The 21,831-nt window shown below is 62.9% G+C and carries 14 protein-coding genes; 4 read left to right on the forward strand and 10 right to left on the reverse strand.

Going from position 1 to position 21,831, the window contains the following annotated elements; all coding sequences use genetic code 11:
- Positions 1-99 precede the first annotated feature (99 nt).
- On the forward strand, positions 100-1,116 hold the full coding sequence (locus tag BN1143_RS15235) for a lipoate--protein ligase (protein ID WP_042051222.1): 1,017 nt from the start codon (positions 100-102) through the stop codon (positions 1,114-1,116).
- A 188-nt stretch (positions 1,117-1,304) separates the two neighbouring features.
- Positions 1,305-2,999 carry a pyridoxal phosphate-dependent decarboxylase family protein gene (locus BN1143_RS15240; protein WP_042051223.1) on the forward strand — a complete coding sequence of 565 codons (1,695 nt, stop codon included), beginning with the start codon at positions 1,305-1,307 and terminating at the stop codon, positions 2,997-2,999.
- Positions 3,000-3,206: 207 nt separating this feature from the next.
- Here BN1143_RS15240 and BN1143_RS15245 read toward each other — a convergent pair whose 3' ends face one another.
- The 5 genes from BN1143_RS15245 to BN1143_RS15265 form a co-directional block, all read right to left on the reverse strand.
- Positions 3,207-4,742: a glycosyl hydrolase family 18 protein gene (locus tag BN1143_RS15245; protein ID WP_042051224.1), complete on the reverse strand. Its 1,536-nt coding sequence runs from the start codon at positions 4,740-4,742 to the stop codon at positions 3,207-3,209.
- 402 nt (positions 4,743-5,144) lie between these two features.
- On the reverse strand, positions 5,145-5,507 hold the full coding sequence (locus BN1143_RS15250) for a copper-binding protein (RefSeq protein ID WP_042051225.1): 363 nt from the start codon (positions 5,505-5,507) through the stop codon (positions 5,145-5,147).
- A 31-nt stretch (positions 5,508-5,538) separates the two neighbouring features.
- On the reverse strand, positions 5,539-8,688 hold the full coding sequence (locus BN1143_RS15255; protein ID WP_042051226.1) for an efflux RND transporter permease subunit: 3,150 nt from the start codon (positions 8,686-8,688) through the stop codon (positions 5,539-5,541).
- A 73-nt stretch (positions 8,689-8,761) separates the two neighbouring features.
- Positions 8,762-10,279: an efflux RND transporter periplasmic adaptor subunit gene (locus BN1143_RS15260; RefSeq protein ID WP_042051227.1), complete on the reverse strand. Its 1,518-nt coding sequence runs from the start codon at positions 10,277-10,279 to the stop codon at positions 8,762-8,764.
- A gap of 299 nt (positions 10,280-10,578) precedes the next feature.
- Positions 10,579-11,016: a hypothetical protein gene (locus tag BN1143_RS15265; protein ID WP_042051228.1), complete on the reverse strand. Its 438-nt coding sequence runs from the start codon at positions 11,014-11,016 to the stop codon at positions 10,579-10,581.
- Positions 11,017-11,272: 256 nt separating this feature from the next.
- Between BN1143_RS15265 and BN1143_RS15270 the strand changes: the two genes are divergently transcribed.
- Positions 11,273-12,457 carry an OmpP1/FadL family transporter gene (locus BN1143_RS15270; protein ID WP_042051229.1) on the forward strand — a complete coding sequence of 395 codons (1,185 nt, stop codon included), beginning with the start codon at positions 11,273-11,275 and terminating at the stop codon, positions 12,455-12,457.
- Positions 12,458-12,571: 114 nt separating this feature from the next.
- On the opposite strand, the gene BN1143_RS15275 is transcribed toward BN1143_RS15270, so the two are convergent.
- The 5 genes from BN1143_RS15275 to BN1143_RS15295 all read right to left on the reverse strand — a co-directional run bounded on the left by BN1143_RS15275 (position 12,572) and on the right by BN1143_RS15295 (position 20,827).
- Complete coding sequence (locus BN1143_RS15275) at positions 12,572-15,676, reverse strand: efflux RND transporter permease subunit (protein WP_017786317.1); 3,105 nt, start codon at positions 15,674-15,676, stop codon at positions 12,572-12,574.
- Positions 15,677-15,685: 9 nt separating this feature from the next.
- Positions 15,686-16,885 carry an efflux RND transporter periplasmic adaptor subunit gene (locus BN1143_RS15280; RefSeq protein WP_017784850.1) on the reverse strand — a complete coding sequence of 400 codons (1,200 nt, stop codon included), beginning with the start codon at positions 16,883-16,885 and terminating at the stop codon, positions 15,686-15,688.
- A 339-nt stretch (positions 16,886-17,224) separates the two neighbouring features.
- Positions 17,225-18,031 carry an exodeoxyribonuclease III gene (gene xthA, locus BN1143_RS15285; protein WP_005302963.1) on the reverse strand — a complete coding sequence of 269 codons (807 nt, stop codon included), beginning with the start codon at positions 18,029-18,031 and terminating at the stop codon, positions 17,225-17,227.
- A 126-nt stretch (positions 18,032-18,157) separates the two neighbouring features.
- Complete coding sequence (locus tag BN1143_RS15290; RefSeq protein WP_042051230.1) at positions 18,158-19,120, reverse strand: ion channel; 963 nt, start codon at positions 19,118-19,120, stop codon at positions 18,158-18,160.
- 60 nt (positions 19,121-19,180) lie between these two features.
- On the reverse strand, positions 19,181-20,827 hold the full coding sequence (locus BN1143_RS15295) for a tetratricopeptide repeat-containing response regulator (protein WP_010633387.1): 1,647 nt from the start codon (positions 20,825-20,827) through the stop codon (positions 19,181-19,183).
- A 255-nt stretch (positions 20,828-21,082) separates the two neighbouring features.
- Here BN1143_RS15295 and BN1143_RS15300 point away from each other — a divergent pair, with 255 nt between their 5' ends.
- Entirely contained in the window at positions 21,083-21,508 is a 426-nt protein-coding gene (locus BN1143_RS15300; RefSeq protein WP_042051231.1) for an Hsp20/alpha crystallin family protein, read from the forward strand.
- The last annotated feature ends 323 nt before the right edge of the window (positions 21,509-21,831 follow it).

Consider the following 21,831-nt stretch of genomic DNA (forward strand, 5'->3'; position numbering starts at 1 on the left):
TTATTGCGTTATGAGTCAATTATTGGCGGGAGGGGGGAAGCGGATCCTTGCTGCCCGGGTGGTATGATAGCGGTTCTCCCATCCCGATGAGGCCTTCTCATGTCCCGATTGCGTCTGTTGTTGTCCGACTCCCACGATCCTTTGTTCAATCTGGCGGTGGAAGAGTGCATTTTTCGCCAGATGGACCCGCATCAGCGGGTGCTGTTTCTGTGGCGCAACGCCAATACCGTGGTGATCGGCCGGGCCCAGAACCCCTGGAAGGAGTGCAATACCCGCCGCATGGAAGAGGACGGGGTGACCCTGGCTCGCCGCAGCAGTGGTGGTGGCGCCGTGTTTCACGACCTTGGCAACAGCTGCTTCACCTTCATGGCGGGCAAGCCGGAGTACGACAAGAGCGTTTCCACCGCCATCGTGCTGGACGCGCTCAAGCGGCTCGGGGTCGAGGCTTTCGCCTCCGGTCGCAACGATCTGCTGGTGGCGACCCCGGACGGGGAGCGCAAGGTGTCGGGCTCGGCCTATCGGGAGACCCATGACCGCGGCTTTCACCACGGCACCCTGCTGCTGGATGCCGATCTTGGCAGGCTCGCCAACTACCTCAATCCCGACCCCAAGAAACTGGCCGCCAAGGGGATCAGCTCGGTGCGCAGCCGGGTGGCTAACCTCGGCGAGCTGCTGCCGGGCATCGAGCATCAAGGGGTGAGCGAGGCGCTGCAGGAGGCCTTCTTCAGCCACTACGGTGAGCGGGTACAGCCCGAGCACATCTCCCCCGAGCGGCTGCCAGACTTGCCCGGCTTTGCCGAGACCTTCGCCCGCCAGCGCAGCTGGGAGTGGAACTTCGGCCACGCCCCGGCGTTTACCCATCAGCTGGACGAGCGTTTCGGCTGGGGCGGGGTGGAGCTGCACTTCGATGTGGAGAAGGGGGTGATAGGGCGGGCGCAGATCTTCAGCGACAGCCTGGAGCCGGCGCCGCTGGATGCGCTGGCCGCGCGCTTGCCCGGGGTGGCTTATCAGGTGGAGGCCATCGACGAGTTGTTGCGCCAGTGGCGCGGCGAGTTCCCGGCCCTGCAGAGCGAGCTGGAGGCATTCTCGCGCTGGTTGCTGGCATCGCTGCGCTGACGCTTTTCTCGCCGCTGGGGCGGGTGGATCACAAAATCAAAAGAGGCGCTCGAAAGGCGCCTTTTTGCCAGCCGTTGTCCGCCCTCATGCATGACAAAAAGTAGGGGAGGCCATTAGTTATTGTCGCTGTTTCAAACGGCGACCCAGGGGTATAAGGGCAGCACATTTGCTGTACTAATGGTATAAAAATGAGTGACTTGGTCTATTTGAAAGATGAAGGCGTCAACGCCATCCACCCCGAATTCAAACGTCGTTTTGCCACAGTCAAAGCCAACTTTTTCTCGCGCAACCCCGATCTCTGGCCGGTCTTTCGTGAACCCGGTTTTGCCACCCTCAACGAGTTTCGCGCCCGCGGCCTGGCCCCGGATGCACGGCTGAATGCCTGGCTGGACGGGCGCGCCCGCCTCGCGGATCTGTGCGAGACAGTGCCGGTGCCGCAAGCCATGCGCACCCCGGGGGAACCCATGACGGAGCTGCTGTTTGCCGGCGCCCTCTCCAAAGACTGGGAGAACCCCTCCAGCGTCGAGAACGTCATCACCATGTCGGCGGATCCCGCCATCTACGGCGCCCAGATGGGGATACTCGCCAACCCCAACCTGGTCTACTCCGAGTACGCCGGGGTGGCCGAGGAGCTGGAGAGGAAGGTGGTGCGCCAGATTGCCCTGCTGGCGGGTTACGACCCGGCCCGCGCCACCGGCATCTTCACCCAGGGGGGGACCTTCTGTAACCTCTATGGCTACCTGCTCGGCATTCGCAAGAGCCTGCCCGAGGCCAAGCACAAGGGGCTCGGTCACTATCAGGACTACCGCATCATCAACTCCCAGGGCGGCCACTACTCCAACATCACCAACCTCTCCCTGCTCGGGGTCGACATCGAGAACAAGACCATCCGCATCCAGGTGGGCGAGAACAACGACATCGATCTCGACCACCTGGAGCGCACCCTGACCGCCTGCTTTGCCTTGAAACACGTGGTGCCCACCATCATGCTCACCATGGGCACCACCGACACCTTCGGGGTGGATCGGGTGAAACCCGTGGTGGCGCTGCGGGATCGCCTCTGCGAGCGGTTCGAGGTGGCGGTCAAGCCCCACATCCATGTGGACGCCGCCATCGGCTGGTCGATGATCTTCTTCCTGGATTACGACTTTGCCGCCAACCCGCTCGCCATCAACGCCGCCACCCTGGCGGGCATAGAGCGCAACGTGAGCCGCTTCGCCGAGCTCAAATTCGCCGACTCCTTCACCGTCGACTTCCAGAAGTGGGGCTATGTGCCCTACACCTCCAGCCTGGTGATGATCAAGGAGCAGGACGATCTCAAGGCGATGGAGAACGACCCGGAGAACTTCTCCTACTTCGAGCGGGACATCCAGGGCCACACCCACCTGCAGTCCACCATCGAGTGTTCCCGCGGGGCGAGCGGCCTGTTCGGTGCCTATGCGGCCCTGAACTACCTGGGGGTCGAGGGGTATCGCACCGTGCTGGCCCACTGCCTGCAAAATGCCAACTATTTCCGCTTCCGGTTAAGCCAGCTTGGCAACGTCAAGCTGGTGGCCCAGGAGAATCAGGGGCCGAGCGTGGGCTTCAAGATCTACAACCCCGAGTGGGTAAGCGATCCGGAGGCCGAGTTCGCCTTCGAGCTGGCGCGCAGCACGGACCCCGCCTACAAGGCGCGCCTGCAGCGCAATACCGACTATCACCGCAGCCTCTTTACCGGGCGCGGCAAGGTGGGGCTCTACACCAACTGGGTGGAGGCGGTGGCGCACTCGGAATACGACGAGCGCGGCAAGTACTCCTACATCGCCGGGGAGAAGGCGGTCTTCATGAACCCGGGCTGTGGCCGCGAGCAGATCGACGCCTTTATCGCACATATTCGCGGCTGAGAACGGCGTTTCCATATAACAAATGGGCAGGAATAACCTGCCCATTTTTATTGCGCCGTCATTTCAACAATCTGCCTGGGAAATTGGAATCGGGATGGTTATCAATAAGGCCGACAATCATATCGGAGGCCATGAATATATGACGACAGCATGCCGGTGCAAGGTGCGCCGGCATGTTTCGTTCAGGCTATATTTCCAGCCTCGGTATCAGGGGTTGGGTACAGTGCTGGCACAGTCATATTGCTCGCCTTTTAATCCCATGACGTCACAGGTGACGGTCAATACGTCGTTGGGTCTTGCCCAGGCAGGGTCCCAACCACCCATGGGTTCATCATGGCGTTTGTCTTTATAAAGATCCCACATGATCATGCCGGAGGGGGCATATTTGGCGGTGCGCTTGGCAATGTCATCGAGCAGTTTTTTGCTCAGTACCAAATTGCCGGTGGCCGGCCTGCCGACTTCGAAGCCGACCGTGATGGGGGGAGCAATCAGCAACTTCTGCGGTTGAATGGATGCGGTCGCATAATTGGGGGCCCCTTTTATCAGAGCATGCCCTGGTCGCAGGGTATCGCCGGATTTCAACCAGCTGAAGAAGGAGCCGTAATAATAATCGACCTGCCCCGCCAGATCGCAGGGAATATTGGTATCCCCGCCGCAGTCCGTTTCGCTCAGGTCATAGGACATGATGCCTATGGTGCTGAGCCGGTCTATTTTATCCGGATATTGCAGGGCCGTGTTGTAAATGAGGCCATACAGGTTGCCGCCCCACCAGGCACCGCCATAGGTGTGGCTGGTCTGGGCATTGCTGCCCCAGTTGGCCGACATATTGGGGAGCCCGCCGGTGGCCGGCGCCGCCGTACTGAGCGCAAGCCCGGGATCGATGGCATCGATGGCGCTGTAGAGAGAGCCCAGTATGGCTGCAAACTTGTCGACCGTGTCCGGCATGATTCTGGGATAGGGCTGCTGCGCGGGATCGAGTTGCATGTCGTTGTTATAGACCAGCGGCCCCTTGCCCTGACTCATCAGCTCGGCGGTGTCGAGGTACTCCAGATTGTTGGCCGGGAGCTGCACCGAATCCGGCGTCAGGCGCCAGCTGTAGGCGTTGAGGTCCGCGTGCCAGAACTCTTCGTAGTCCAGATCGATACCCGCCACACCGAGATCGCTGGCCAGCTGAACCACGTTTCGATAGGCCTGCTCCGCGGCCTGGCCGGAGATGGGGTTGTCGAAGCGGTTGCCGGGGCCAGGGTTGGGGAAGGAGTCATATTTTTCCCCGGCTGGGCCACAGGCATCCACCTTGCCCGCGGTGACATCGTAGTATTCCGGGATACAGCTGAAGTTCCAACCCCCGACGGCAATATAGGTCTCCACCCCGTGCAGCTTGAAGGTGTTGATGATCTCCTTGAGCTGGGAGAAATCGGCAGTGGATTTATTGTCTCTTGGTTTTTTATTGACGGTGGCCGTGTCGCAGACATAGCCGAATAACCCGGTGCAGGCGAGATCGTTTTGCGTGTAATTGGTCAGGCTGGGCTGGACGAACGACAGCACCAGTTTATTGAAGTTGCTCTTCTGGCTGGCGACCTGCTGACTCAAGGCTTCCAGATTATCCAGCGAGGCATAATAGGCGGGAGTATTAGCCGGGGCATCCGCTCCACTCAAATAGTAAGCGGCGATTTCCGGGGATTGTGCCATCGCATGGCCGGCAGCCAGTGCCGTGAATATACCGAACAGAGCATGCTTTTTCATATAATATCCTTAGTTATCTCTACAAGAGCGCAGTAGAGCCGAAAGCAATATCCTTGCTCTCATACAGGGTTATATTGGATGGAGTTGTTGGCTGTTTGGTTATTGTCTTGGTGCGACTCCTGTCATCAATGGGAGTCTCGATAGTAAGGGGATAAGTTTGTTTTTTGCTGAATGCCAACTGAACGGTTGTTAATGTTTTGTTATTTCTGTCTTGGTCAATATGAGGCTGTTGTTTTAAATGCGAGGCATAGCAAGCAGGATGATATTCACAATATCGTGTTCCCCTTATGTCGAATTATATTCAGGATGTTTGAGGGGAATCGGCTGAAGTGGGGCGGCAGCCACGCTCACGAAAAGGGATGGGGGAGGAGAGCCCCCCCATCCATGTTGATCCCGGCCCCGTTACTGCTTCTGGATGCTTGTCACCGTGAGCTTGCCAGCCGGGCTTTCGGCGTGGAAGCGCACCACATCCCCCACCTGCAGATCCTTGAGCAGGGCCGGGTCGGCCACCTGGAACACCATGGTCATGGCGGGCATCTTGAGGTTCGCGATGGCCTCGTGCTTGATGCCCACCTTGCCATTTGCCGCGTCGATGCGGCTGATGACTCCCTTGGTCATCACCCTCTCCTGCATTCCCTCCATCTGCTGCATGTCACCCATCTGGCTCATGTCATGGCCTTCGTGGTTCATCATCTCCTCGGCCTGCAGGCCGGTGTGGGTAGCAAGGCCCAGCAGCAGGGTCAGGGTCAGCGTCTTGTAGTTCATGATGGTTTCCTTGTTTGGGTTGTCCGGTTGATCAGGGCGCAGCGGGCGTATCCGTCTGCGCAGTCGTGTGGTCGAGAGTCTTCAGGGTGCGGCTGCGCCAGAGGTAATAGGCGGCGGGCAGCACCAGCAGGGTCAGCACCAGGGCGGTCACCATGCCGCCGATCATGGGGGCGGCGATGCGCTGCATCACCTCTGAGCCGGTACCCTGGCTCCACATGATGGGCAACAGGCCCGCGATGATGGTGACCACCGTCATCATCTTGGGGCGCAGGCGCAGGGCGGCGCCGTGGACCACGGCCCGGTGCAGGCCGGCCTGGTCCGGCTTGCCGCTGGCCACCAGATCGTCCCAGGCGTGGTTGAGGTAGACCAGCATCAGCACGCCCGTCTCTACCGCCACCCCGGCGAGGGCGATAAAGCCGACGCCGACGCCCACCGAGAGGTTGAAGTCGAGCAGCCAGACGGCCCAGATCCCCCCGACCACCGCCAGCGGCAGGGTGGTGAGGATGAGCAGCACCTCCTGGAAGCGGTGAAACGCGAGATAGAGCAGCAGCACGATAATGGCGAGGGTCAGGGGCACCACGTAGGTGAGGCGCTCCATGGCCCGCTCCATGTATTCGTACTGACCTGACCAGGTGAGGGCGTAACCCGGTGGCAGCACCAGCTGCTTGTCCACCTCGGCCTTGGCCTCTGCCACAAAGGAGCCTATGTCGCGGCCACGGATGTCCACGTAGACCCAGCCGTTGAGGCGTGCGTTTTCGCTGCGCAGCATGGGCGCCTCGTCGCTGATGTAGACCCGGGCCACGTCCGCCAGGGCGATCCGCTCACCCTTGGGGGTGACCAGGGGCAGCAGTTCAAGGCTGGCCACGGAGTCGCGATAGCTCTGGGGATAGCGCAGGTTGATGGGGTAACGTTCGCGCCCCTCAATGGTCTGCCCCACGTCCATGCCGCCCACCGCGGTGGCGAGCACCGCCTGCACGTCGGCGATGTTGAGGCCGTAGCGGGCCGCCTTGAGCCGATCGATATCCACCTTGACGTAGCGACCGCCCGCCACCCGTTCGGCGTAGACGGAGGCGGCGCCTTCCACCTTGCCGACTATCTGCTCGAGTTGCTGGCCAATCTGCTGGACCACCTTGAGGTCGGGGCCGGCGATCTTGATCCCCACCGGGGTCTTGATGCCGGTGGCCAGCATGTCGATACGGGTCTTGATGGGGGGCACCCAGGCGTTGGTGAGGCCGGGGAAGCGGATGAGGGAGTCGAGCTCTTCTTTCAGCTTCTCCGGGGTCATGCCGGGACGCCACTGGTCGCGGGGCTTGAGCTGGATGCTGGTCTCCATCATCACCAGGTCCGCCGGGTCGGTGGCCGAGTCGGCGCGTCCCGCCTTGCCGAACACGTTCTGCACCTCGGGCACGGTGCGGATGAGCTTGTCGGTCTGCTGCAAAATCTCCCGCGCCTTGCCCACCGAGATGTTGGCCGCGGTGGTGGGCATGTACATGATGTCCCCCTCATCGAGCGGCGGTATGAACTCGGAGCCCAGGTGCTGGAGCGGCCAGAAGCCCGCGAGCGTAACCACCAGGGCGGCGGCGAGCGTTGTCTTGGGGCGGGCCAGCACGGCGTTGAGCAGCGGGATATAGGCCTGGCTCAGGCCACGGTTGAGGGGGTTGGCCTGCTCGGGCAACACCTTGCCGCGGATGAAGTAGCCCATGATCACCGGCACCAGCGTGATGGCGAGCGCAGCGGCGGCGGCCATGGCGTAGGTCTTGGTGAAGGCCAGCGGATGGAACATGCGCCCCTCCTGCGCCTCCAGCGCAAACACCGGCAGGAAGCTCATGGTGATGATGAGCAGGGAGAAGAAAATCGCCGGCCCGACCTCGATGCTCGCCTCGGTGATGATGCGCCAGCGGTTCTTGTCGGTGAGCGCCTCCCGCTCCATATGTTTATGGACGTTCTCTATCATCACGATGGCGCCATCCACCATGGCGCCGATGGCGATGGCGATACCCCCCAGCGACATGATGTTGGCGTTGATCCCCTGCAGGTGCATCACGATAAAGGCGGTCAGAATGGCGATAGGGAGGGTGATGACCACCACCAGCGACGAGCGCAGGTGGAACAGGAAGGCGAGACAGACCAGCACCACCACCGCGAACTCCTCCACCAGCTTGCCGGAGAGGTTGTCGATGGCGCGCTGGATAAGGTCGGAGCGATCGTAGACGGTGACGATCTCCACCCCCTCCGGCAGGCTGGATTTGAGCTCGGCCAGCCGCGCCTTGACCCCGTCTATGGTGTGTTGGGCATTCTCGCCGTAACGCATGACGATGATGCCGCCCACCACTTCCCCTTCGCCGTTGAGCTCGGCGATGCCGCGCCGCATCTGGGGACCGGTGACTACATCCGCCACGTCACCCAGCAGCAGGGGCGCACCGCGCACATTGGTGCCAAGCGGGATCTGTTTTAAGTCCTCCACGCTCTTCAAATAGCCATTCGAGCGCACCATGTACTCCGCCTCCGCCATCTCGATGACGGAGGCACCGGTCTCCTGGTTGCCCTGCTTGATGGCGGTCTCGATGAGGGAGAGCGGGATGCCGTAGGCGCGCAGCTTGTCCGGATCGACTCGCACCTGGTACTGGCGCACCATGCCGCCGACGGTGGCCACTTCGGAGACGCCGTTCACCGTCTGCAACTCGTATTTCAGGAACCAGTTCTGCAGCGAGGTAAGCTCGCTGAGATCGTGCTTGCCGGTTTTGTCCACCAGGGCGTACTGGTAGACCCAGCCCACCCCGGTGGCGTCCGGCCCGAGCTGGGGTTGGGCCCCGGCGGGCAGATTGGGGGCAACCTGACTCAGGTACTCCAGCACCCGGGCGCGGGCCCAGTAGAGGTCCGTGCTGTCGTCAAACAGCACATAGACGAAGGAGTCACCGAAGAAGGAGTAGCCGCGCACCGTGGTGGCGCCCGGCACCGCCAGCATGGCGGTGGTGAGCGGGTAGGTGACCTGATCCTCCACCACCTGGGGCGCCTGGCCCGGGTAGGAGGTCTTGATGATCACCTGGACGTCGGAGAGATCCGGCAGGGCGTCCACCGGGGTCTGCTTGACCGACCAGAGGCCCCAGGCGGTGAGCATGACAGTCAGCAGCAACACCAGGAAGCGGTTGCCGACGGACCAGCGAATAATGGCAGGGATCATGACTGGACACCTCTCATTCGGTGGGCTGGCAGCAGGTTGGGTTTGTGCTCAACGCAGCGAAGCATGGCTGGGATCATGACTTGTTCCCCATCTGGTGCTGGCTGTGATCCATGCCTTCCATGCTGGTCATCTCGCCCTTGGCCTCTTTCATGGGGTCGCCCGCGGCCGGTTTATCTTCCACATGGATCTGGATGATGCGGTACTCGTCCCCCTCCTGCTCCACCTGCAGATGCAGGGTCTGGTCCGGCTTCAGTTGGCTGAGGTCCACGCCGTCGGCCACGGCGAAGTCCATCTCCATGGCAGGCCACTGCCACTCGGGGATGGGCTGGTGAGAGATGCCGAGGGTGCGCCCGGCGAGATCGATGTTCTGCACCTGGCCCTGGGTCCACACCTGCATGGGACGCACCGCCGTCATGCGCTGGAAGTCCGAATCGATGGCCGATTCGGAGTCGAGCAGGAACTGGGCCGAGCTGACTATGCTGTCACCGGCTTCGACCCCCTCGTCGATGGCGACCTTGTCACCAAACTGGGGGCCCAGGGTGACGGCCACCGACTTGAAGTTGCCATCCCCCAGCGCCAGCACCAGCCTGTCCTGGCTGCCGGTGCGGATCACCGCTTCGCTCGGCACCACCAGGCGGGGTTCCCCCTTGCCGGTGCCGATGCTCACCTTGGCGAACATGTTGGGTTTCAAAAACTCGTCCGGATTGTCAAAGCGCAGGCGGACCCGCAGGGTACGGGTGCTCGCATCGAGCGTCGGGTAGAGGTAGTCCACCCGGCCCTGCCAGCGGCGGCCGGGGGCATAGTCCAGGGTCATGGTGACCGGATCGCCGACCTTGATCTGGGCCGCCTGGCGCTCGAACACCTCGGCACTCACCCACACCTGCTTGAGGGTGCTGATGTTGAACAGGGGCGCGGCGGGTTCCACATACTGGCCTTCCCGCACCTTGAGCTCGGAGACATAGCCGCTGCTCGGGGCGTAGATGCGCACCGTCTCCTGCACCTTGCGGGTGCGCTTGAGGGCCGCTATCTGATCCGCCGGTACCTGAAGGGACTTGAGCTTGCCCTCGGCGGCGCGCAGCAGCAGGGGATTGGTGGTGTTGAGGGCCAGCAGGTATTCGTGCTGGGCGTTCACCAGATCCGGGGCGTAGAGATCGTAGATAAAGCTGCCTTTGGTGACCTGTTGCCCCTCGTTCTTGATGGCGAGGTTGCGGATCCAGCCCGCCATCCGGGAGTTGATGGCTTCGAGGCGCTCCTCGTCATAGCCCACATAGCCGACCGTCTCGATCTGCTGGTGGACGGGCAGTTTTTCCACCTTGGCCAGCCGCACCCCCAGGTTCTGCTGGATCTCGGGGCTGATGGTGACGGTGCCGGGGGAGCCGCCCTGCTTCTCTTCATAGACGGGGATGAAGTCCATCCCCATGTTGTCCTTGGCGGGGCCGTCGCGTTTGTCGCGGGGATCCATGGGGTTGACCCAGTAGAGCGGCGTCTTCTCCCTGGCGGTGGCGCCACCGTCCGTCTGTTTGGCGGCCCAGTAGCCGCCACCGGCGCCGAGGGCGAGCAGCAGGGTGGATAGCAGCAGGGTCCGGCTCATCGCACACCTCCTGTCCGGGACGGGTGGGGCAGGTCGGCGCAGTGGGCAAGAGGCGCGGGGCGGCCGTGTTTGGCCACGGGGCCGGGGATCGGGGCAAATGACATGATACTTCTTCTCTTCTGTCAGAGCGCCGGAGGGGGTGTGCAGGCAAGGCATCACCAGAGTCCGGGCGGCAAACTGGGCGCGGCTGAATGGTCAGCGTGCGCACGGCTCCCTGTGCCATGGCCGGGTCAGCCGGCGACACAGGGTCAGGCAAGGTGGGCGGCAACGGGCAAGGGCCGCCCCGAGAGAAGTGCTTTCTAGTGGCGCAGCACCGACAGCATCAGGTGTCGGCGCGGCCAGGAGGGAGGGTGGGTGCCGCGGGATCGCAGGAAGGGATCCCGCAGCCAGTTGTCCAGCCCGCTGCCGGCCGTCCCGAGGGGCAGCAGCAACAGCGGCAGGGCGAGCAGGGTCAGCAGGGCGGCCAGCAGCGGCAAGCCAGGGCTGCTGCTCGAGGTGAGCCCGCCGTGCATCTGGCACTCCTGGCTGGCGGCATCTGGTGCCCCGGCATCCTGGGATGCCCCGTGGCAGGAGAGTCCCTGCATGGCGCTGCTGCTCATGGTCTGATGCTCTTGCGCCATGGCGGCGTTGAGGGCATCCAGCCCGTGCCAGCCGATGCAGAGGGTGAGATTGCAGACGAGCATCAGCCCCAGCAGCAGCCGGGCAATGCGTTCTGTGGGCAATCTCGATGAGAGCATGGGGAAAATCCTGACAATGACTGGGGACACTGTAAACCTTGCCTTGAGGAGAAGGTCAATGGCTCCGGCCGTGTCAGAGAGGGGCTTGATGAATCGTTAAGCGCCACTTAACGATGGCGTATAGCCAACCCTAATGAAGCCAGCTTCTTCTCTCGTTAGGATGCGTACCGGTCAGAAGTTGCCAGGGCATCAAACCGGGGGGTTGAGCCGTCTCTCTGGCGAGTCTCCATCCAGTTCATTGTTCGGGAGTAACGATATGCAGCAACGATGGCTGGCGCTGATGCTTGCAGCCTTGCTGAGTCCCTCTGTCATGGCCGGCGGCCTTGCCTTGTATGAAACCAGCGCGGCCAACAGTGCCCTGGCCAACGCAGGGGCGGCCGCCCGCGCCCAGGGGGCGGAGACCATCGCCAGCAATCCGGCCGGCATGACCAGGCTGGCAGGCACCCAGTTGCAGGTCAATGGCGGCGCTGTATATGGCGACCTCGAGCTGGATCTGGAGCAGGGGGGCAACAACGGCGGCAATGCCCTGCAGAGCGCCCCGCTCGGCAGCCTCTATCTGACCCACGCCCTCGATGAGCAGTGGGTCGCCGGCCTCGGACTCTTCGGCAGCCACGGTCTGGGGATCGATTATGGCGAGGGGTGGCAGGGGCGTGGCTATGTGCAGTCCGCCAAGCTGATCGGGATCGCCTTTGCTCCCAGCCTGGCGTATCGCGTCGATGACCACTGGTCGGTGGGGGGCAGCCTGATCGCCATGCATGGGGCGCTTGAGGCCTCACTGGACATGACGCCGAACGGTGCAACCAGTCAGGCATTTTCCGACAGCGACTGGGCATATGGCGCCTCCTTCGGGGTGCTCTACGAGCTGGATCACGACTCCCGCATCGGGTTGAGCTACTTCTCCGAATTGAAGTGGGTGCTGGACGATCAGCCATTGAGCCGGCTGAATGGGGCCGGGCTGGGGGTGAAGATGATGATCCCGCAGACCCTGACCCTGAGTGGCTATCACCAGCTCAACCCGCAATGGGCCCTGCTGGCCAGTGCCAATTGGCAGCAGTGGTCCCGCTTTGGCGAGGTGGATCTCGCGTCGGGACAGCAGAGCCGAACCTTTGATATGCAATACCAGGACACCTGGCACCTGAGCCTGGGCACCCAGTTTGATGTGACGCCGGCCCTGCGCCTGAGCAGCGGCATCGGCTATGACAGCAGTGCCGTGGACGACGTGCACCGCACTGTTACCCTCCCGCTGGGCGAGAGCTGGCGCTGGGGGTTGGGGGCCAGCTATCAGCTGACACCAGCCACCAGGCTGGAAGCCAGTTATACCCTGGCCTGGCTGGGCGACATGGCGGTGGAGCAACAGGGGGGAGGTCGCCCCCAGCTGTCAGGTACCTACCACAACAGCTACCTGAACTTCTTGAGCATAGGGGTGCAGCACCAGTTCTGAGGCCTGACTCGTCGCGTTGGGAGGTAGCCGGCTATGTATTCTCTTGCCGGCGAACGGTGACGATAAAAAAAGCCCCTCCATGAGGGAGGGGCCGGGTCAGCGTGACTTGAGTGGTCAGGCCCGTTTTTCCGAGCGCCGCATGATGAGGCGGAAAAAGAGCGGGATGAAGAAGATGGCGATGAAGGTCGCCGCCAGCATGCCGCCGATGACCGGCCAGCCGAGGGCGTGGCGGCTCGCCGCACCGGCGCCGCTGGAGGTGACCAGGGGCACACAGCCGAGGATAAACGCCAGCGAGGTCATCACGATGGGGCGGAAACGCAGGCGCGCCGCCTCGAGGGCCGACTCGATGAGGGTCATCCCTTCTTCATGCTTCATCACCGCGAACTCCACGATCAGGATGGCGTTCTTGGCCGCCAACCCCACCAGCGTCACCAGACCTATCTGGAAGTAGACGTTGTTGGTGAGCCCCACGGCCCAGGTGGCGAGCAGGGCGCCGAACAGGGCGAACGGCACGGCGGTGATCACCGCGAACGGCAGGCTCCAGCGCTCATACTGGGCGGCCAGGATGAGGAAGATCATCACGATGCCAAAGCCAAACGCCGTGGCGGCGCTGCCGGCGGCCGCTTTCTCCTGGTAGGCGGCGCCAGTCCACTCCAGCTTGGCGTCGTTGCCAAGGGTCTGGGCGGCGATCTCCTCCAGGGCGGCAATGGCCTGACCCGAGCTTACCCCTGGCGCCGGCTGGGCCATGATCTTGGCGGCCGGGAAGATGTTGAAACGCTCCACCAGTTCGGGGCCGGTGGCATCGCGCACCGTCACCAGGCTGGTGAGGGGGATCATTTCGCCGCTGTTGGAGCGGACATAGACGTTGCGGATGTCATCCTTCTTGGCACGGTAGTCCGCCTCGGACTGCAACTGGACCCGGTAGGTACGACCGAACTGGTTGAAGTCGTTGACATAGACCTGGCCGAAGGTGGCCTGCATGGTGTCGAACACGGCGTTGATGGGCAGCCCCAGCGCCTTGGCCTTCTCGCGGTCGAGATCCAGGTAGACCTGGGGCACGTTGGCGCGGAAGGTGGTGCTCACGCTGGCGAACTCCGGGCGCTGCTTGGCGGCATCGATCAGGCGTTGCACCTCGCCCGCGAAAGCGTGCACGTCGCCGGTGCCGCGGTTCTGCAGATAGCCTTCGAGGCCGCCGGTGGTGGACATGCCCTGGATGGGAGGCGGGTTGAAGGTGGCGGTGAAGCCATCGGCCAGCCCCATCAGGCTCATCCCCTGGAAGGTCTTGGCCAGGGAGAAGGAGTCCTGCCCCTCGCCCTGACGCTCTTTCCAGTCTTTCAGGGTGATGAAGGTGAGGCCTCGGTTGCTGATGATGGAGCCGGACAGGATGTCAAAGCCCGAGAAGGTGACCACGTCCTTCACGCTGGGGTTGGCCATGGCCATTTTGTCAAAATCATTGGCAACCGCCTGGGTACGGGTCAGGGCGGCGGCATCGGGCAGCATCACGGAGCCGATGAGATAACCCTGATCCTCGTCCGGCACCAGGGCGCCCGGCACCTTGTGGAACAGCACATAGCTGCTGGCGAGGATGATGGCGATGATGCCAAAGGCCACGCCGACCCGGCGGTTGAGGAAGGCCACCCCGCGCACATAGCGGCGGGTCAGCTGGTCAAAGGCATTGTTGAACCAGACGAAGAAGCGGGCCGGCTGGTGGTGGCCTTCTTTCAACAGGATGGCGCACAGGGCCGGCGACAGGGTCAGTGCCACCAGGCCGGAGATGGCCACCGACACGGCGATGGTGATGGCGAACTGCTTGTACATCACCCCGGTCATGCCACCCATGAAGGCGACCGGCAGGAACACGGCGCAGAGCACCAGCACGATGGCGACCACGGGGCCGGAGACCTCCTGCATGGCGAGGATGGCGGCCTCCTTGGCGGAGCACTTCTTCTCGCTCATGATCCGCTCGACGTTCTCCAGCACCACGATGGCGTCATCCACCACGATACCGATGGCGAGCACCATGCCGAACAGGGTCAGCAGGTTGATGGAGAAGCCCAGCATCAGCATGCCGGCGAAGGTACCGATGAGCGACACCGGCACTGCGATACAGGGGATCAGGGTGGCGCGGAAGTTCTGCAGGAACAGGTAGACCACCACAAACACCAGCACGATCGCCTCGAGCAGGGTCTTGACCACCTCCTCGATGGAGATCTTCACGAACTCTGTGGTGTCGTAGGGGATCTGGTACTCCACGTCCTGCGGGAAACGGCCCTGCAGGCGATCCATGGTTTCGCGCACCTGATCGGCCACCGCCACCGCGTTGGCACCCGGTTGCAGGTAGGTGGCGATACCGATGGCCGGCTTGCCGTTGGCGCGGGCCAGCACGTCGTAGTCCTTGCCGCCGAGCTCGACCCGGGCCACATCTTTGACCCGGATCTTGGAGCCGTCCGGCATGGCGCGGATGATGATGTTCTGGAACTCCTTCACGTCATCGAGGCGCCCCTTGGTCTGCACCGTGTAGGTGAAGTCGGTGGGGGTGCTGGTGGGCTGGGAGCCGATCTTGCCCGCCGCGAACTGGGTGTTCTGCTCGCGGATGGCGCCGATCACGTCGCTCGGGGTGAGCTGCAGCTGGGCCAGCCGGTCCGGGCGCAGCCAGATCCGCATGGCGTAGTCGGTACCGCCGAACAGGGAGGTGTCCCCCACGCCGGGAATACGCTTGAGCTCGTCGATGATGTTGAGCAGGGCGTAGTTCGACAGATAGGTGGTATCAAACGAGCCGCTGGGGGACTGCAGGGTGATCACCTGCAGGATGGAGGTGGACTTCTTGCGCACCGTCACCCCCTGCTTCTTCACCTCTTCCGGCAACTGGGCCATGGCGGCCGAGACCCGGTTGTTGACGTCGATGGTCGCCTGATCGGGATCGACCCCGATGTCGAAGTAGACGTTGAGGTTCATCTGGCCGTTGGAGGCGGAGCCGGATTGCATGTAGATCATGTTCTCGACCCCGTTGACCTGCTGTTCAATGGGGGCGGCCACGGTTTGGGAGATCACCTCCGGGGTAGCACCCGGGTAGAAGGCGGTCACCGAGACCACGGCGGGGGTGATCTGGGGATACTGCTCCACCGGGAGCGCGCGCATTGCCGCCATCCCGCCCAGCACTATGATGATCGAAATCACGCTGGCGAAGATGGGGCGTTCGATAAAGAACTTGGAAAACATGGGGGCTCCTTATTTGCCAGCGGCACCCTGGGTGATCTTGGCGTTGATCGCCTTCATCTCCTCGGCGGAAACCGGTTTGACCACGGCGCCGGGACGAGCCTTCATCAGCCCCTCGACGATGTAGCGATCGCCGGCCTGCAGGCCTTTGTCGATCAATACGCCGCTGTCGACCACCGACCCCAGCTTGACCGGACGGGGCACCACCTTGTTGTCGGCATCCACCACCATCACCATGCGGTCGGCCTGAGACTGGACGATGGCGCGGGGCGGCACCACGATGGCGTTCTTGCGGGTGCCCAGATCGATGGTCATGCGCACGAACTGGCCGGGCAGCAGAACCCCGTTCTTGTTGTCGAAGATGGCGCGGGCGCGAATGGTGCCGGTGGCCGGGTCGACCCGGCTGTCGGAGAAGTTGAGCTTGCCCGCCTGGGGATAGACGGAGCCGTCCGCCAGCCGGATGTGGGTACGCCAGTTGGTGGCGTCCTTGGCTTCAATCAACCCTTGCTTCACCGCATTATCGAAGTTGAGGCGATCCTGCTCCGAGTAGGAGAAGTTGACGTAGAGCGGGTCGAACTGGGTGATGGTGGTGAGCAGGCCATTCTCGCCGCTGGTGGAGATGAGGCTCCCCTCGGACTGGGAGCTCTTGCTCGCCATGCCGCTGATGGGGGCGGTGACCTGGGTGTAGCTGAGGTTGAGCTCGGCCTCTTTCACCTTGGCCTGGGCGGCCTGGTGGCTGGCGACGGCGGCTTCGTAGTTGGCGATGGTGTCGTCATAGTCCTTGCGACTCACCACCTGGCGCTTGAACAGCGGGATGATGCGATCGCGGTCGGCGCGGGCCTTGTTGAGGCGCGCCTGCTCCTGGGCCAGGGTGCCCTTGGCCTGCTCCAGCGCCACCTTGTAAGGCTCGGGGTCGATCAGGAACAGCGCCTGACCGGCGGTGACCGGCTGCCCTTCGATGTAGGTGCGTTTGAGCAGGATGCCGCTCACCCGGGAGCGCACGTCAATTTCGCGAAAGCCGGCGGTCTCGCCCACCATCTCGGTGGTCAGCGGCACGTCGGTCAGTTTGACCTCGGCCACCACCACGGGCACCGCTGGCAGTGCCTGGGCACCGGCGGCGGGTTCATCACCACAGGCGGTCAGTGCGCTGGCCAGTGCCAGGGCGATACAGCCGCGCTTGAACATCTCTTCCCTGACGGATTGCACCTTCATCATCACACTCCTGTGGGATGGTGCACGATTGCCGCGCCCACCCTTTCTCTTCATGAACATGGTTAACTGCATGGTTACAAATTTAACTTATTGGATTACTGACAGTTTTTTAATGATAAAGCACGAATATTGAACCCAAGCTGCTCGGCAGTGAAAGTTGTTTGCATCTGGCGGCATGGGGGCGAGGGGCCAGCGACAGTCTGTGTCAGCCCGCAGGCCTCTTTCGGCGTGGCGTTGCCCGGATGCGAGGGCTCAGGGAGAAATTATAAGAAGGAAAAAACGGGGGAAGTGGGGGCTTGGTCACAGAGGGGGCGTCAAATGCCCCCTCAGTTGTCATTGTCAGGCGAAGCAGGCCCAGATGGGGGCGTGGTCGGAGGGCTTCTCGATGCCGCGCAGCTCGTAGTCGATGCCGGTCTCGGTCACCTTGTCCTTGAGAGCGTCGGAAGCCATGATGAGGTCGATGCGCAGGCCGCGGTTCTCGTCAAAGCCCTTGGAGCGATAGTCGAACCAGGAGAAACGCTCGCACTCGGTGGGGTTGGCGGCGCGGAAGGTGTCGGTCAGGCCGAACCCTTTCAGCCGCTCCATCCATTCCCGCTCGATGGGCAGGAAGGAGCACTTGCCATCCCGCAGCCAGCGCTTGCGGTTCGCCTCGCCGATGCCGATGTCGAGATCGGTGGGGGAGATATTCATATCCCCGATCAGCACCAGTTGATCGCCCGGGGTGTGATTGGTCTCGAGGTAGTGCTGCAGATCCTCGTAGAACTTCTGCTTGGCCGGGAACTTGGTCTCGTGATCCTGGCTCTCCCCCTGCGGGAAGTAGCCGTTCATCACCTTGATGAGGGAGCCGTCTTCGCGCTCGAAGGTGGCCATGATCATGCGGCGCTGGGCCTCTTCATCGTCGGTGGGGAAGCCTTTTTCCACCTTGACCGGCTTCTGCTTGCTCATGATGGCGACCCCGTAGTGGGCCTTCTGGCCATGGAACTCGACGTGATAGCCCATGGCCTCCACGTCGGCCAGCGGGAAGGCTTCGTCGTGTACCTTGATCTCCTGCAGGCCGATCACATCCGGCTGATGCTTGTCGATGATGGCTTGCAGCTGGTGCAGACGGGCTCGCAGGCCATTGATATTGAAAGAGATGATCTTCATGTCCGGGATGCTCATGTCATTTTTATAAGTGGCTATTGGACTAGGAATCCGCCGTGGATGCAAGTTCGGGGGCTGTGACTGGCGCAGCTGCTCGGTAACCTGTTCACGAGCCGTCGTGAGAGGTTGTCAGCGGGTCATCTTCTTGACAAACACCACCACAAACAGCGCCAGGGTAAAGCTGCCGGTGAAGGCCTCGAAGGCGGCGAAGATCCGCGATAGCCCCACCGGGGTGAAATCCCCGTACCCTAGCGTGGTGAAGGTCACCACGCTGTAGTAGAGGCACTCCAGCAGGAAGATGGCGTTCTGCTCGAAAGGGGCGCCGGGCCGATAGACGAGGTGGTTGCCGTTGAAGCTCAGGCCAAAGAAGAAGTAGAAGAGGCTGCAGATGAAGATGAGCAGCAGGGAGAAGAGCACCACCCGCATGGGGGCCTCGCCGTAGCCGCAGAAGAGATCGACTATCCAGGAGGTGAAACGGCGGCCGGACCAGAATGGCAGCTGCAGCCGGCGCATGGTCAGCTCCTGCTGGATGTAGCGGCCGGACATGGTGAAGATGCCCTGGGCTTCCGAGGCCTTGCGCAGATCCCGGTAGGTCTCCTCGGCCTCCTTGAACCAGATCCGGGCCTGCGCCGGGTCCCGCTCGCGGCGCCCCTTTCTGTCCTGCATCAGCCGTTTGCCGGTATCCAGGTTGTCGAGGCGGGTGTTGTGCCAGCGGATGCCGAGCAGGTTGACGTCGTCGAGGGTGGCGCAGTGCAGGTTGGCGTCGCTCAGATCGGCCTTCATCAGGCTGCCCCCCTTCATGCGCAGGCCGTAGAGGTGAGCCCCCTGCAGATTGGCACGGTAGAGGTTGCACTGCTCCAGCAGAAAGCCGTGCGGCGCGCCCTTCTTCACCAGATTGAGCCCGGCCAGGTTGGCGCGGGCCAGTTGCAGGCCGTGGCACAGGCCGCCCTGGTGGATGTAGTGCTCCAGCTCGCGGGCGGTGTGGGGATCCTGATGCTGGCCATGGGGATCGTGCCAGCGGCACAGATCATGCTCCCCCGCCTCTTCGCTGCAGTGGCGGCCATCCGCCACCAGATATCGACACATGGCCATCGCCCGTCTCCTCCCCTTGCCGAGTCAGTATCAGCATAGGCGAGCGGCCGGCGAGCGGGGTCAGCTGAGCTGGGTAAACTCCTGACGCAGCTTGCGAAAACGGTCCTGCTGGGCCGGGTTGAGGGGGATGCCGTCCAGCACCTCCAGGGTCTCCTTGCACTCGGCGCCAAACTCCGGGCTCTTGCGATTCTTCTGCATCAGCTGCAGCAGCACCTGGATCTTGTTGAGGGCGGCACCGGTATTGGCGGGTGCCCGGCGCAGCGCCTCGCGAAAGTGGCCGAGCGCCTGTTCCAGCTCGCCGGACTGATAGGCCTTGATGCCCAGCTCGTTGAGCTGCTGGTAGCGCTGGCGGCGCTCGAGCACCGTCTTGTCGTCGCGGGTGGCCTGGATGCAGGTGGTGAGCAGCCGATCCTCGTCTTCGGCCAGCAGTGCCTGCAGGCTCTCGGCATATTCGAACTCACCGAGCTGATAGAGGGCGAGTATGGTCTCGCCCAGCAGGCTGGGGGGCATGGTGGCCGGCTGATCGAGCCAGTTCTGGTTGGCGCGGTAGAGCATCTTCTTGCCCTTGAGCAGCTCCCCCAGGGCGATCTGCACCCGGGCCTGGCAGATCTGCTCGAACACCGGGTAGTTGAATTCCGCCATCATCAACGAATCGCGAATGCGCGACAGAGCCGAGTTGACCTGCTTTTGCAGGTTGGCGATGTGGTAGATGTCGTTGCTGTTGAGGGCGTAGAGGGTCAGCGCCTGGATATAGGCCCCCAGATAGTGGGGGGTGCGGTGGATCGAGTTGCGCGACAGGTCGATGAGAGAGAGCAGCACGTCCTTGGCCTGGGCGTAGTCGTGGCGCAGCAGGCACACCTCCGCCAGCCGGCGGGAGAGCTGTACCGACTGGGGCGAGATATCCACCGCCCGCTTGAGCTCCTGCTGGGCCTGCTCGTCATTGCCGAGCGCCAGCAGGGATTCCGCCAGCCAGAGGTGGGCCTCCACCATCAGCGGGGTGTTCTTGAGGGTCGCCTGCAGGTGGCTCACCGCCTCCTCGTGCAGACCCAGGGTGTGGCACGCCTTGCCCAGAGTGAGCCGGGCCCAGCTGTTCTCCTGGCCGGCCAGCAGCTGGCGCATCAGGCTGCGGGCCTCCTTGGCCTGGCCCAGCTTGAGCTGGGTATCGGCCTGCAGACAGCGGCAGAAGTTGGCAAAGCGCGGCACCGCATCGGCCCGCTCGGCGCAGGCGGCGAGCAGGGTGGTCAGGTTCTCCTCGGCGAGGGCGCTGAACACGCTCTCCAGCGCCTGGCGACGGGCGAGGGCACGTTTGAGGCGAAACGAGAACTGCTCCTGGGAGAAGGGCTTCATCAGGTATTCGTCGGGCTCGGCCTCCAGCGCGCTCAGCACCATGGCGCGGGAGCTGTCGCCGCTCACCATGATCACCACGCTCTGGGGCGGGATGAGCTTCTGATCCCGCAGGCTCTCCAGCAGCTGACGACCGTTCTCGCCAACCCCCAGCTCGTAATCGATGAGGTAGATGTCGAAGGACTCTTTCTGGCAGCGCCGTCTGGCCTCTTCGGCCGAGTTGACATAGGTGATGCGACTGATGCCGATGTTGATCAGCATCGCCTTCATCATCACCTGAAAGGAGCGCTGTTCGTTGACCAGCAGGATGCGCTTCGGTTTGGGTGGGGCTTTTTTCTCTGGCTCGGATTCCGGTGTCTGCATCTGTCTGGTCAGGGCGCTACGGGCGGATAACAGAAGTGTGCCACCAAAGCGCGCAGACAGGCAATTGAACATCCATGCCGCCGCCGTTTTTCCTCTGGCAAGGGGGCGCCGGGCCTGAAAAAAACCGCCGCTGCCCTTGATCCCGGTCAAGCGGGCGCTGGATTGCACTGGCGGCGCCCACGCCGGTTTTTAGACTGAAAAGAGGCGGGCCGCGGGCCTGCCTTCGACCATCCAGTGACCACAAGGAGGAATCAAATGAGTTTGCTACCAGGCCGTACCAGTCTGTTTGATGACCTGTTTCACGACATGGCCTCCGGTTTCTACATCCGGCCCCTGCACGGGGATCCGCTGCCGAGCCAGATCAAGCTGGACCTCAAGGAGAGCGACGGCGGCTATCTGCTGCAGGCGGAGCTGCCCGGGGTGGCGAAGGAGGACATCCACGTGGATGTGCACGGCAAGCTGGTGACCCTGAAGGCGGAGATCCGCCAGCACGACAGCCAGAGCCAGGATGAGCGCACCCTGCGCAGCGAGCGCTATTTCGGCAGCGTATCGCGCACCGTCGAACTGCCGGTGGAGGTGACGCCGGAGCAGGTGGTCGCCCGCTTCGACAACGGCATCCTCACCCTGCAACTGCCCAAGCAGGCGATGACTCCGGCGCCCCACCGCATCCCCATCGAGTAGCGCCGGCTTGCACACCACGAGGCCCCGCAGTGTGGGGCCTCGCTCTTTCTGGCGGTTGGGGTGCAGGCTGGGGAGAGGGCAGGGATGGCTGGCGGCGACCCCGACTCGTTCCTGATCACAAGGCCACCCGCCGCTCGGCCCCGGACAGCCCTCCGGGTGGATTTTTTCAGAAGGGGATTGTGCAAGTGGGTTTCTTTTGATACCACTGAATGATTTCCCTGCGGATCAGCCACCATTGCGCGACAAGGAGTTCCCATGCGCCTGCCACCCTTTCCCCCGCTGGTCTGGATCGTGATCCTGGGCACCTTCATGGTGCGCACCAG

The sequence above is a fragment of the Aeromonas dhakensis genome, from assembly GCF_000820305.1.
GTDB lineage: Bacteria > Pseudomonadota > Gammaproteobacteria > Enterobacterales > Aeromonadaceae > Aeromonas > Aeromonas dhakensis.